This window comes from Vogesella facilis, from assembly GCF_042648525.1.
GTDB classification, from domain to species: Bacteria; Pseudomonadota; Gammaproteobacteria; order Burkholderiales; family Chromobacteriaceae; genus Vogesella; species Vogesella facilis.
Map to the genome: position 1 here is coordinate 47242 of NZ_JBHRXN010000012.1, position 13594 is coordinate 60835.

A 13594-nucleotide genomic window follows, 5' to 3' on the forward strand; every position below is an offset into this window, starting at 1 on the left:
CCACTCTGTTAATCGCAATAAAGTGAAAATATATTTTCGGCCGAAAGATGCGAGGCTTTTAGCCAAAACAGGATCCGAACCCTGATAAACCGCACAAAACCTATTACATTATTTATTTGACGACATAAATCTGCCAACTTAGCTCAACCTAACCAATGAAAAAAGAAATCGAAATCCACGTATTGAGCTGCAACCGTCCAGAATATATATCTTTAACCATAGACTCGGTTCTACGGCAAAGCTACTCGAGTTTCGATCTCTATATATCCGACAACTCATCAACAGATGATGTCGGAGACTTAATCAAAACAAGCTATCCGGATGTAAAATACGTTCGCCGCACACCGCAACTGGCGGCGCTAGATCACTTTAAAATCATACTACAAAACATTGAGGCTGAATATTTCGTTTTGTTTCACGACGACGACATAATGATGCCTGGCTACATTGAAACAATGCGGAAACTAATAATTAGCCACCCTGAGTGCTCTGCCGTCGCTTGCAACGCAAAAATCATACGCAACAACACAAAAACTGAAGCAGATTTTTTCCATAGCGATTATGATCTACTTGAAATAAAAAATCCGGAAGAACTGTTCTTGCTTTATTGCAACTTAACTACCAGCGCCGCTCCCTTCCCAGGATACATCTACCGCACAAGTAAAGTTAAAGATTTATTTTTGGACCACAAAGAAGGCGGAAAATACTCGGACGTTTCTTACTTAATGAAAGTGGCAGAACGCGGGCCAATAATCTGGACCAAACAAGCGCTAATGCACTATCGGATTCATTCAGGGAACGACAGCTCTACCATAAATATTGGCCAGCAGCTACGACTACTTCGCTTTGTTTTTAAAAAAACGAGACTAACCAAAAACTCAAGAGCGATAAGACAGTATAAATTCCGTCTTTGGTCTTCATGGTGGCGGAAAGAGCTTAAAAAAGGAAGTCGCCTTTCAACAAAAAAAATGAGAACCATAACCGGAACCGTTATCAAATATGGCCTTACATATTCATGGACACAGCCAAGTTTTCTCTTTAAGACTATTAAAAAAATATTAAAACTTGGGTAGCCAACAGTAGTTGGGCGATCACTTTCAAATAGGTTCCAATTCCGCGATGAAAATTATTTTAGTTATTATGAAGTATGATTATGGCATTCCCACACGAGGAGAATCATACGAATATTACAATTTCTTTTGTAGTTTAAAAAACATCGGGCATGACGTATCAATATTTGACTACATGAGCCTCATGAATGCGCATGGCAAAGAAAACATGAATAAAATGTTGCTGGACACAGCAACAAAAGAAAATCCAGATTTAATGATTTTCTCTCTGTACACAGACGAAATTGAGCCGAGCACGGTTTCTGCCCTGCGTGCCATTACTAAGACCCTTTGCTTTTTTCATGATGATACTTGGCGGGTTGATTTTTCCAGATATTGGGCAGGCCATTTTGATCATTTCACCACCCCCGATATTTATGGGGTTTATAAGTATAGCAAGTTGGGCATGAACAATGCTCACCACTTTCCATTTGGGGCCAACCATGAGCTATACAAACGACTTGATGTAGAGAAAATCTACGATGTGAGTTTTGTTGGTGGCTGGCACCCCTATCGCCAGTGGCTGGTTGAAAAAATCAGAAAATCAGGAGTCAAAGTTCACACTTTTGGTTACGGCTGGAAAAATGGGATAGTCCCACACGAGAAAATGGTAAAAATATTCAACCAAAGCAAAATCAATCTCAACCTATCCAACTCTTCAAATTGGGATGCCCGATATTTGATAAGCTCACCCCGCGGGTTGCTTTCCCGTCTTCGCTCAAAGAAAACAGTAGAGCAATTAAAGGCTCGCCATTTTGAAATAGCGGCAACTTCATCTTTTCAGCTTTCATATTATGTTGAAGGGTTAGAAAATTATTACAAAATAGGCGAGGAAATTGGGATATTTGTCGACACTGATGATCTCGTCGAAAAAGTGCACTACTATTTAGAAGATTCAGAGCTTCGCGAAAGCGTGGCCAATGCTGGTTATGCCAGAACACTTCAAGAGCACTCCTTTGAGGCCCGCTTCGGAAAGGTATTTCGAGAAATTGGTTTGACCTAAAAACCAAGTCAACTTTCAACAAGCACAAATACCACTTAAACCGCATAGACATTGAAAAATTCAAAATGAAAAAAGCACTTATTACAGGCATCACCGGACAAGACGGATCCTATCTCGCAGAGCTCTTGCTTGAAAAGGGATATGAAGTTCACGGCATAAAGCGGCGGGCATCACTCTTTAACACTCATCGAATAGATCATATCTTTCAAGATCCGCATGTAGAAAACGTCCGAATCAAGCTGCACTACGGTGACCTTACTGATAGTTCTAACCTCACTCGCATTGTGCAAGAAGTTCAGCCCGATGAAGTCTACAACTTGGGCGCCCAGTCGCATGTTGCGGTAAGTTTTGAGTCTCCTGAATACACCGCTGATGTGGACGCGATGGGCACCCTCCGCCTTCTCGAAGCGATTCGCTTTTTGGGGCTAGAGAAGAAAACTCGTTTCTATCAAGCATCGACTTCTGAGCTGTATGGTCTGGTACAGGAAATTCCGCAGCGGGAGAGCACGCCTTTTTACCCGCGTAGTCCCTATGCAGTGGCCAAGATGTATGCCTACTGGATTACGATAAACTATCGGGAAGCCTACGGCATGTATGCCTGCAATGGCATTTTGTTCAACCATGAAAGCCCGCGTCGTGGGGAGACTTTTGTCACGCGCAAGATTACCCGTGGCCTTTCCAACATTGCTCAAGGTTTGGAAAGCTGCTTGTACATGGGCAATATGGATGCGCTACGCGACTGGGGACATGCCCGTGATTACGTCAAAATGCAATGGCTCATGCTGCAACAGGAACAACCGGAAGATTTTGTCATTGCTACAGGAGTGCAATATAGCGTGCGTGACTTCATCCGCATGACAGCAGCCAACCTGGGAATTACTCTAGAGTTCAGGGGTAAAGGAGTGGAAGAAAAGGCAATTGTAGCCAGTATTACTGGTGACAAAGCCCCGGCCCTCAAAGTAGGCGATACCATCGTATTGGTGGACCCACGCTACTTCCGTCCTTCCGAAGTGGAAACACTCCTGGGGGACCCCACCAAAGCCAAAGAGAAACTGGGTTGGACTCCGGAGACAACCGTACAGGAAATGTGTGCGGAAATGGTGGCCTATGACATTGAACAGGCACGGCAGCATGCGCTGCTGAAACAGCACGGTTACCCTGTAGCGGTAAGCATCGAACGCTGAGTAGGATCTAGATGAAAATACTATTGACAGGCGCATCCGGTATGGTCGGGCGCAACCTGCTGGAGCACCCGGCAGCACAGCAGCATCAGTGGCTCGTCCCGCGCCATACGGATCTTGATTTGGCAGACTTCGGAACAGTTTGTCACTTTGTAGATCAACAGCAGCCCGATCTGATCATCCATGCTGCGGGTCGTGTGGGCGGCATCCAGGCCAACATGCGCGAGCCCGTGCGTTTTTTGGTTGAAAACCTCGATATGGGGCGCAACGTGCTGCTGGCGGCAGCACAAGTTGGCGTACCAAAACTGCTAAATATCGGCAGTTCGTGCATGTACCCCAGAAACCGTAATGATGCACTCAAGGAAGAGGATGTTCTCACCGGTGAGCTAGAACCCACTAACGAAGGTTACGCATTAGCCAAAATTGCAGTTGCACGGCTGGCCGAATATATCAGCCGAGAACAATCATCGCTGCACTACAAAACGGTCATCCCGTGTAATCTTTATGGCCGCCATGATAAGTTTGACCCCCGCTGGTCCCATCTGATTCCTGCTATCATTCACAAACTGCATGACGCCAAAATCACAGGGGCCAAAGAAGTGGAAATCTGGGGGTCAGGCGAGGCCCGTCGTGAATTTCTCTATGCGGGAGATTTAGCTGGAGCACTACTTGGGGCTGCGGATAAAATCGAAGAATTACCAAGCTTGATGAATATTGGCTTGGGTCATGATTATTCAGTCAATGATTACTATCAGGCAGCAGCCGAAGTTGTTGGCTTCGCTGGTAAATTTGTTCATGACCTAACCAAACCGATTGGGATGAACCGGAAGCTTACCAACGTCAGCAAGGCCCACGAATGGGGATGGCAAGCAAGTACCACCCTGAAAGAAGGCCTAGCCAAAACTTACGAATTCTATCTGAAAACTATTGAAGGGATTTAATAATGCACTATCCACTTGCCAGCACTACCTGGGATGAGGCCGAATATGCAGCAATCCAACGCGTTGTTGATTCGGGCATGTTTTCCATGGGCAAAGAAGTGGCGAAGTTCGAAGAACAATTTGCTGACTGGGTGGGTAGCCGTTATGCCGTCATGGTTAACTCGGGCTCTTCGGCCAACCTGGCCATGATCGGCGCACTGATGTTCCGGAAAAACGGCGCCCTCAAGCAAGGGGACGAAGTGATTGTCCCTGCCGTATCGTGGAGCACCACCTACTATCCACTTCAGCAGTATGGACTCAAGCTACGCTTTGTTGATATTGACCGCCAAACCCTAAATATGGATTTGGCCCAGTTGGAAGCAGCCATTACGGAAAATACCCGTGCTATTTTGGCCGTCAACCTGCTGGGCAATCCCAACGATTTTGCACGTATCAAGCAAATTATAGCTGGACGCAATATCATCCTGCTTGAAGATAACTGCGAATCCATGGGAGCACAGCTTGATGGCAAACAGGCCGGCACCTTTGGCCTGATGGGGACGTTCAGCAGCTTCTTCAGTCATCACATCGCCACCATGGAAGGCGGCCTCGTTGTTACCGACGATGAAGAACTCTACCACATTCTGCTTTGCCTGCGCGCACACGGCTGGACACGCAACCTGCCAAAGTTCAACCATGTATGCAGCGAAAAGAGCGATAACCCATTCGAAGAGTCATTCCGTTTTGTTCTGCCTGGTTACAACCTACGTCCATTGGAAATGAGTGGAGCAATTGGTCAGGAACAGCTCAAAAAACTACCCGGCATGATCCAGGCTCGCCGCGAGAATGCCGCTTATTTCCAAGAGCTGTTCGCAAACCATCCGTGGCTGGATATTCAACAAGAAATTGGAGATAGCAGCTGGTTTGGCTTTGCCTTGATTCTAAAATCAGATGCACCTACCAGCCGTAATCAACTAACAGACAAACTCATGCATGCTGGTATTGATGTCCGACCTATTGTTGCAGGAAATTTTGCAAAGAATGAAGTCTTAAAATGGTGTAACTACTCCATCCACAATGAGCTCGAAAATGCAGAGCACATCGATCAATATGGTTTTTTTGTTGGAAACCATCATTACAATCTGAAAGACCATCTCAAATATCTTCACACCACATTTAACAAATGAAGAAAGCCAAGATATTTGGGTTAGGGGTTGAAAACGTCGCTTTCGACCCCGACTCGGCCGCCAACCGTGATAACTGCATGCTTCCGATGCGCCTTTTAAAAAACAAATTAGGCATACTTGGATTTGATTTACAAACTGCCGACATGATTAACGAATCAGACTCGGAGTTTGAAATTCATATTGATGCAAAAAATATTCAGCGGAAGAGCCAAATAAAAAAATTCTTGATAAAGCTTGAAACACCACTTATTGTACCTAACGGATCAAATAAAGAAGTTTTAGATAGCTTTGATAGAGTTTTTTCTTGGGATAAAAGTCTTTCAACATCGACTCCACTTACAGAGGTATTTTTTTCACAAGAGCTAAGTTTTCCATCTTGTGATGGCTTTGCTGACAGAGCTACGTTTTCTTGTATGATTTCTGGAAACAAAACAGCAGCCGAACCCGATAAAAGAGAGCTTTACTCTGAGAGAGTCGAAACCATACGCTGGTATGAAAAGAATGCTCTAGACGACTTTCACCTTTATGGTACTGGCTGGAACATTCCGCCAATGCGCTACGGTAAATCGGGGAGATTATTAACAAAAATTGAAGGAAAGATTTATTCGGCACTTGGCCACACGCCCTTTCCATCCTATAGAGGAAGGGTTGAATCAAAAATAGCCGTATTGAAAAACTATAAATACTGCTTTTGTTACGAAAATGCTACGGGCTTCAACAACTATGTAACCGAAAAAATATTTGACTGTTTCTTTGCAGGCTGCATACCAATTTATTGGGGCGCTCCGAACATCACGGACATCATTCCGGCAAATTGTTTTATTGATCGAAGGAAGTTTGAAAATCACGATCAATTGCATGAGGCCCTGAAACGAATCAGCGAAGAAGAATACATTGATTATCAAAAAAATATTATTAATTTCTTGAAAAGCGATTCTGCGATACCATTCTCAGCTGAGCACTTTTCCGAAGTGGTCGCTAAAAATATTGCAAAAGATATTGGAATTAGTTTTGAATAAAAAAAATTTAGGAATGGTTTGGTTAGCCTTAGCAAGGCTAGGTCAAGCACTCATTGGCCTGCTGGCTTTGCGTGCAATGACATATTGGCTATCCGTCGAGCAGTTTGCCTTGCTAGGGCTCATGACCGCATTTGCTAGTTTTTTTGGCTTGTTTTTGATCAACCCCGTTGGCCAATACATCAACAGGCATACTCACCACTGGCATCAGCAAGGTATATTACTGGAGCAAATGAAAAAATATAACTCCTATTTAAGTATCTTGTCATTACTTGCCACGGTAGCGGGGCTGGTTTGGTATGGTTCAACTCATGTTCAAAGCCTTACTAAAGATTTTGGAACGTCGGTATTAATAGCTTGCTCGCTGGGCTTGTTCGTATGGTTTGGAACATGGAATAACACGTTGGTTCCTATGCTAAATATGCTTGGCAGACGTGGTCAGTCAGCACTGCTAGGCATGCTAACCGTCACGCTGGCACTATCTGCATCCATTCTACTAGTCATGTGGCAAGCTAAGGCTGTAACCTGGCTTTATGGACAACTGATTGGCCTGGCAGTTGGTGCTGCGGTGGCCCTACATTTATTATCGGCCAATAATAGCAGCCAAGCAGAAGTCAACCGATCTTTCTTGGATTGGTCATCAGTTAAAGACTACTGCCTTCCGTTAGCAATAACGGCTGGCATGCTTTGGGCGTTGACAGGAGGGTATCGTTTTGTAGTTGAATCAAGGTGGGGGGCTTACAATTTGGGGCTGCTTGTTCTTGGCATGGGTGTTGCTAGCCAGTTCTGGTCAATTATCGAAGCCATCACCACTCAGATCGTATACCCAAAATATTATCATCGCTTGAGCGCTAACAACCGTAACGACAGTCTTATTGCATTCAATCAGATGATTAATACGATCATGCCAATTTATTTGGCCATGTTGGGCTTAGGCGTTGCAACGGCATCCAATTTTCTGGCTATCTTGGCTGACCCACGTTTTGCAGGGGCCGCTATTTTTTGTAGCATCGCCATGCTTCTGGAAGGATGCCGCGCTAGCACCAACATGATCAACCAAGCCGCACAGATTAACAAAAAAACAACATCAATGATTTACCCTTATCTAGTCGCCGTCATTTTTTCTTTAATAGGCTTTACCTTTCTTTACAAGATTGATGCGCCGATCTCTGCTGTACCATGGGTACTGACTGCAGCCATGCTCCTTGCATTGGTTACTTCAACTTTTAAAATGCAACAGATCGCTCGTCTATTACCGGATTATAAGATATGGGCAATGGCCTCCCTATTAGGATTATTGCCTGTGTTGCTCTCTGCCAGCTTTGACGCCACAACGGTTTGGCAACACATTGCCATTCTAGTCACATGCGGAACGATAAGCATGGCTGGCATTATTACGCTGACGAAATACAACTCTTCTTTTCATGCGCTTATGACGATTTGTCTTCCGGTAGAAAAAAAATAGAGATCAAGAGGATAATTGTTACCAGATCGGCTAGATACTCGAGAGCGACATCCAAGCACTCAGCGTATGAAATCATGTTTCATAAATTTTATCATAAGATAGATTATATAAAATTTTATACTGCGCATTAAATCCTTCACATTGGAAGTAATCAGCAAAATTATTTATCATACAATATACATATTGTGGTTTATTTGTGATTAAATTTTATTACACATGAATTTGATATTCATAAGAAAATTTCTGATTGTGCTCCTTCTACAGTAATCGCAGCTCCGACACTCTAAACTGAACGGGAGGCCCAGAAAATTATGAGCAGCATCATGATCAACGGCATCCAGTTTCAGAAGGGATTGCCTCTACCTATGTTCACGCAACAGTACTGGACAGAGGCCCAGTGCGAGGGACACCTGATTCGAGTCCGCAGGCTGCATGACTTTCGCCGCCCCAAGTGTGGACACGACCGCTATGCAATTCATGCGTGCCGCCCCCCCCGCTACTGCAGTGCAAAGCCAGCCAACCACAGACCAGTCTGCGTACGGGAACGTTGATGGAGCATAGCCATTTACCGCTGACCACCTGGTTTCTGTCCATCTGCCTCGTGGCCCAGTCGATGACCAATATAGCTGCCTTGGCACAGATGCGTGAGTAGGGCATCACATGGCGTGCCGCCAGGCTTCTCAAGCGCAAGTGATGGAAGCGATGCGCAAAGCGAAGCAGCAATGCTTGCTCATCCGAATCGATGATGCGCACCGAGAGACAACCAATGGTAAAGCGGCAGGTGGTTCCAAGAGCAAGGGCGCCTTTGTGGACGCCATGGAAATGCGAGGCTGCCACCCAAAGCGGCTGCGCTTAGACGCGGTAGCTGGATTTACGTTTGCGACGCTGGGGCCATGGGCACTGGAGGTGCTGGGTTCTGTAAATTGTGTAACGTCAGATTGTCTGTTGGAGTTTGAGGTGCTGAGGCAATTGGATTATCGCCACGCGGTACGGATTACGCCCAGAAGTAAGATTGGCACAGAGATCGAGCCATTCAAGTGCCTGAACATCATGCTCGACAACCTGAAAACAGCGTTGAGCGATACGTACCTTGCGTTCAAATTTGCAAGGTATGCACAGCGCTACTTGGTCGATGTGCAGTATCGGCTCGATCGGCGCTTTGATCTGGTAGGGCCGGAGCTACGCTTAGCTAAAGATTTTATGCGAGCCAAACCGTGTACCAGAAGCCGCATCATCAAACCGAACAGAGATAGCAACATAATCAGGAACGATTATTTATTCTTGCATAGGATCAAGATCCACCACAGAGCAAACATCTAGAAAAAATGAAACCAGACATGAATAATCAGATCAGTGTGATAATCCCATGTTACAACTCTCATTCAGTAATAGAAAGATGTTTAGATTCCGTCAAAAATCAAACTCATGCAGTCTTTGAGGTTATAGTTATTGACGATGGAAGCAAAGACCCCAGCCAATTAATCAATATCATTTCAAAGTTCAAAAGTTCACTAAACATTACCTTTCTCCAAAACGAAGAAAATAAAGGCGCGGCATACGCCAGAAACAGAGGGGTAGAGATTGCAAAAGGTAAATATTTAGCCTTTCTTGACTCAGATGATGTCTGGCACCCACAGAAAATAATCACGCAAGTTTGCTATATGGAAAAACATAACCTGCACATGACAGGCCATGGTTATGTATTCGACTTGTCTTATTCGAGAATGTCCGCAACAACAGATAAATCCGTAAAAAAAATTGAAAGATTTAATTTTTGTATCAGAAATCCATTCTACACTCCAACCATTATGGTTAGAAGATTTGGCTTTGTGCATTTTGACGAAAGGCATCGACGCATGGAGGATTATCGATGCTGGCTTGAAAATGTTTCCGCGGGGGAAAGTTGGCTACTACCCCATAATTTAGCCGGCGGATTTAAGCCTCCTATCGGCGCATCCGGTTTAACAGGCTCACTTTCCAAAATGCATGCCAGCTACCTAGCCGTTCTAAAAAATCTTTTCCAAGAAAAAAAAGTAAATTTTACTTTTTATTTCATAGCGTCCGCATTAGAATATATAAAATATCCCATTAGAAAAATTCGCGTTTACATGAAAAATATAAAAAATGACTAAAACGGTCTCTACCATTGTTATCTACTGCAATCCAATTGATCAGATAAAAACCGTTCTTGCTTGCTGCGCCAGCATCACTGGAAATACTGTTTTTGTTGTTGACAACTCTCCAACCAATAAATTTCAGGAATTATGCTTATCTTTTGGCGCCCAATATATTCACACCCCTTCTAATCCAGGATTTGGTGCCTCACATAATTTAGCAAAAGAAAAATTCCCTGATTATGACACTTATCTTATAGTAAATCCCGATGTTCACTTTTCAAGTGACGACGCAATAAAACTAATTGATTTCATAAATAAAAATCATGATGTGGTTTGTGTTGTCCCCAAGGTCATCTATCCGGATGGACAACTTCAGCGGCTCTGCAAGCTACTTCCCTCTCCACTCAATCTTTTTGTTAGGCGTTTTGCAAAAAAATTAGCAGACAAGTTAGATAACAATTTTGAGCTTCGCTGGTTTAGCTATAATGTAGCTGTAGCCATTCCTTATGCTTCTGGTTGCTTCATGGCTGTGCGCGCTGAAATTTTCAGGAAAATTGGCGGCTTTGACGAAAGATTCTTTATGTATCTTGAAGACACAGATTTATCACGACGTCTCTCGCAACATGGAAAAATTATATTTTATCCAGATGCAATAATAACGCACGAATTTGCTAAAGCCTCATATAAAAACAAGAGACTGCTGCTTGTCCACATCAAATCTGCCGTTCAATATTTCAATAAATGGGGTTGGTTTTTTGATCGTGAGCGAAACCAGATAAACAGCGAAGCTGTCGCCAAAATTCGCGCTGTAATGGCTGAAGCAAAGACCGCAAATCCGAAATGTACCGAATCATCCTCTCGGTGAATTTCTACACACAATCAGGATTGAAACATGGTTCCAATTATCCTCTCTGGCGGCTCTGGTTCCCGCCTATGGCCACTGTCTCGTAGTCTGTTCCCCAAGCAATTTCTGCCTCTGATAGGTGAGACAACCATGCTACAGGCCACCTTGGCCCGACTTGATGGTATTACTTCTTGTCTTCAGCCATTAATTGTCTGCAATGAAGCTCATCGCTTTATCGTGGCTGAACAATTGCGACAGGCCAATGTAGCAGCATCAGCCATTCTGCTGGAGCCGGTGGCGCGCAATACCGCACCAGCCATTGCTGTGGCCGCTTTGCGGATCCTGCAGGGTGGCGATGATCCTTTGCTGCTGGTACTGGCTGCGGACCATGCGATTGCCGATGTAGAGGCGTTCCACGAGGTTGTGCTATTGGCACAACAGGCGGCAGAGACCGGTGCGTTAGTGACATTTGGCATTATGCCAACGGCGCCGGAAACAGGGTATGGGTATATAGAAAAAGGTAGAAATAGCGAATGGGAAATAAGGAATGAGGTGCTTATGGGTACTTATCCTGTTTCTCGCTTTGTAGAAAAACCGGACCTGGCCACTGCCGTGGACTATGTGGCCAGCGGCCGATATTTGTGGAACAGCGGGATGTTTATGTTCCGAGCATCAGTGCTTATTGATGAGCTCACCAAATTTTCTCCTGAGATTGTCGCTGCGTGCCGTGCTGCACTGGACGGAGCGAGTGCTGACCTGGACTTTTTAAGGCTGGATGCGACGGCTTTTGCACAAAGCCCAGAAGACTCGATTGATTACGCGGTGATGGAAAAAACCGACAAGGCCGTGGTAGTTCCATTGTCGGCTGGTTGGAGCGATGTGGGGTCATGGGATGCGCTGTGGGAGGTCTCCGAGAAAAACGTCGACGGCAATGTACTCAAGGGCGACGTACTAGCAGTGGAGAGCCAAAACAGTTACCTGCATAGCGCCAACGGTCGACTAGTGGCGGCAGTAGGAGTCGCCGATCTGGTTGTAGTGGATACCGACGATGCCGTCATGGTTGCTCACAAGGGCCACGTGCAGCAGGTCAAGAAGATTGTCGACAGGCTCAAGGCAGAGGGCCGCAAAGAGGCTGCCCAACACCGCGTTGTGTATCGCCCTTGGGGGTGCTATGACTGTATCGATAATGGTGCCCGCTACCAAGTGAAAAGGATCACCGTGAAGCCCGGTGCCAAATTGTCAGTCCAGATGCATCATCACCGGGCCGAGCACTGGGTGGTGGTATCGGGCACCGCCAAGGTACTCAATGGCGACAAGGAAGTCCTGCTGACGGAGAATCAGTCGATCTATATCCCTGTAGGCGTGGTGCATGCCCTGGAGAACCCAGGCAAGATCCCTCTCGAACTGATTGAAGTACAATCCGGTGCTTACTTGGGCGAAGACGATATCGTGCGCTTAGAGGACAAATATGGCCGAGTCTGACAGCCCGCCTGAACGGCACGCCTCGCCGTTTGCAGCCCAGTCTGGCAGAGACTCTCAATTGCCATTCGAATCGTTTATGAACGTGGTGCGTGATGCGCCGTTGATCTCGATCGATCTGATCGTGATGAACAGCCAGGGCGAAGCACTACTTGGTTTACGGCGCAACAATCCGGCAGCGGGCTTCTGGTTCGTACCCGGTGGCCGTGTATTGAAAAACGAGACACTGGATGCTGCTTTCGGACGCCTGACCCTGGTAGAGTTGGGCTGCTCTCTTGCCCGTGCTTCGGCACAGTTTCATGGCGTTTGGGAGCATTTTTACGACAGCAATGCCGGCAACAAAAAGGGGGTCGGGACACATTATGTGGTCCTTGCTTATCGAGTCGTCATTGACGAGGCCGAGCTTGCTCTACCTCTAGCAGTGCAGCACCAGCAGTACCGCTGGGAACATCCCGTATCGATATCGACCCGAGACGATGTCCACCCCCACTCACGTGCATATTTCCATTAGTTCATAAAACAGACCTACATAATTGATTGCGGGTCTGTATCTTTACCGCTCAGAGTATGGTCTGCCCCCGTCAGCCATACCAGCGATAAGGAGAGAAGCCCTAGGTTTGCATGGTTATGGAACTGCTTAGTTACGTTGCAGCCAGCTCCTGAGATAGCGTGCAGCAAACACCGCTGGCGGTACACGGCCAATCGAACCATGGGGGCGGATCTGGTGGCAGTCGTCCCGCCAGGCCGCAATGATCTGCAGCGCTTCTGCCAACATATCGAAGACATGCTCGTTCAGGCACTCATCGCGGAATCTGGCATTGAAGCCTTCAACGTAACCGTTCTGCATTGGCTGGCCAGGCTGAATCAGAATGTGCTGGATGCCATGTGTCCGCACCCCACCCCATAAACACCCGGCTGGTGAACTCTGGCACATTATCCGTCCGGACTGCAAATGGGTAGTCTCGAAATTGCGCAACCTGATCCAGCATGCGCGTGACGTATTGGCCAGACATCGAGAAACCTACCGCAATCTGTACCGCCTCGTGGCTGAAGTCATCGGCAACCGTCAAGCATTTCAAGCATCGACCGCAGGCCAACTGATCACTGACAAAATCCAGGCTCCACACCTTGTTCAACTGCGTGGCCGCCTGCACTGGCGTCCGCACACCAGTGAGCTTGCGTCGATGGTTGCGTCGCCGGACGGCCAGGCCCTACCCGCTTGTGATTGATGGTGGGAAACCCGGCACGCAGTAGATCATGCCCCCCCCCCCCC

At 46.2% G+C, this 13594-nt stretch carries 12 protein-coding genes and 1 pseudogene; 12 read left to right on the forward strand and 1 reads right to left on the reverse strand.

Features of this window, described 5'->3' with window-relative positions; translation table 11 throughout:
* The first annotated feature begins 155 nt into the window (after positions 1 to 155).
* The 12 genes from ACFOLG_RS06795 to ACFOLG_RS06850 all read left to right on the forward strand — a co-directional run bounded on the left by ACFOLG_RS06795 (position 156) and on the right by ACFOLG_RS06850 (position 12832).
* On the forward strand, positions 156 to 1073 hold the full coding sequence (locus ACFOLG_RS06795; protein WP_386089933.1) for a glycosyltransferase family 2 protein: 918 nt from the start codon (positions 156 to 158) through the stop codon (positions 1071 to 1073).
* 46 nt (positions 1074 to 1119) lie between these two features.
* On the forward strand, positions 1120 to 2112 hold the full coding sequence (locus tag ACFOLG_RS06800; RefSeq protein ID WP_386089936.1) for a CgeB family protein: 993 nt from the start codon (positions 1120 to 1122) through the stop codon (positions 2110 to 2112).
* A 65-nt stretch (positions 2113 to 2177) separates the two neighbouring features.
* Positions 2178 to 3296: a GDP-mannose 4,6-dehydratase gene (gene gmd / locus ACFOLG_RS06805; protein WP_386089938.1), complete on the forward strand. Its 1119-nt coding sequence runs from the start codon at positions 2178 to 2180 to the stop codon at positions 3294 to 3296.
* A gap of 11 nt (positions 3297 to 3307) precedes the next feature.
* Complete coding sequence (locus tag ACFOLG_RS06810) at positions 3308 to 4234, forward strand: GDP-L-fucose synthase family protein (RefSeq protein ID WP_386089941.1); 927 nt, start codon at positions 3308 to 3310, stop codon at positions 4232 to 4234.
* Between the two features lie 2 nt (positions 4235 to 4236).
* Positions 4237 to 5400: a DegT/DnrJ/EryC1/StrS family aminotransferase gene (locus ACFOLG_RS06815; protein ID WP_386089944.1), complete on the forward strand. Its 1164-nt coding sequence runs from the start codon at positions 4237 to 4239 to the stop codon at positions 5398 to 5400.
* Positions 5397 to 6419, forward strand: coding sequence for a glycosyltransferase family 10 domain-containing protein (locus tag ACFOLG_RS06820; protein WP_386089946.1), 1023 nt, complete (start codon positions 5397 to 5399; stop codon positions 6417 to 6419). The genes ACFOLG_RS06815 and ACFOLG_RS06820 overlap by 4 nt, the downstream gene beginning before the upstream one ends.
* Positions 6412 to 7881, forward strand: a complete 1470-nt coding sequence (locus tag ACFOLG_RS06825; RefSeq protein ID WP_386089949.1) for a lipopolysaccharide biosynthesis protein — start codon at positions 6412 to 6414, stop codon at positions 7879 to 7881. The genes ACFOLG_RS06820 and ACFOLG_RS06825 overlap by 8 nt, the downstream gene beginning before the upstream one ends.
* A gap of 693 nt (positions 7882 to 8574) precedes the next feature.
* The gene (locus ACFOLG_RS06830; protein WP_386089951.1) at positions 8575 to 9201 is read left to right on the forward strand and encodes a transposase; all 627 of its coding nucleotides are present in this window, start codon (positions 8575 to 8577) and stop codon (positions 9199 to 9201) included.
* Between the two features lie 17 nt (positions 9202 to 9218).
* Entirely contained in the window at positions 9219 to 10013 is a 795-nt protein-coding gene (locus tag ACFOLG_RS06835; RefSeq protein WP_386089953.1) for a glycosyltransferase family 2 protein, read from the forward strand.
* The gene (locus ACFOLG_RS06840; RefSeq protein WP_386089956.1) at positions 10006 to 10863 is read left to right on the forward strand and encodes a glycosyltransferase; all 858 of its coding nucleotides are present in this window, start codon (positions 10006 to 10008) and stop codon (positions 10861 to 10863) included. Before ACFOLG_RS06835 ends, ACFOLG_RS06840 begins: the two co-directional genes overlap by 8 nt.
* A gap of 27 nt (positions 10864 to 10890) precedes the next feature.
* The gene (locus tag ACFOLG_RS06845; RefSeq protein WP_386089958.1) at positions 10891 to 12324 is read left to right on the forward strand and encodes a mannose-1-phosphate guanylyltransferase/mannose-6-phosphate isomerase; all 1434 of its coding nucleotides are present in this window, start codon (positions 10891 to 10893) and stop codon (positions 12322 to 12324) included.
* Positions 12311 to 12832 (forward strand): GDP-mannose mannosyl hydrolase, encoded by a 522-nt coding sequence (locus tag ACFOLG_RS06850; RefSeq protein ID WP_386089961.1) that lies wholly within the window; start codon positions 12311 to 12313, stop codon positions 12830 to 12832. Before ACFOLG_RS06845 ends, ACFOLG_RS06850 begins: the two co-directional genes overlap by 14 nt.
* 126 nt (positions 12833 to 12958) lie before the next feature.
* Here the strand turns inward: ACFOLG_RS06850 and ACFOLG_RS06855 are convergent.
* Positions 12959 to 13594, reverse strand: a pseudogene (locus ACFOLG_RS06855) (integrase core domain-containing protein); the annotation flags it as partial.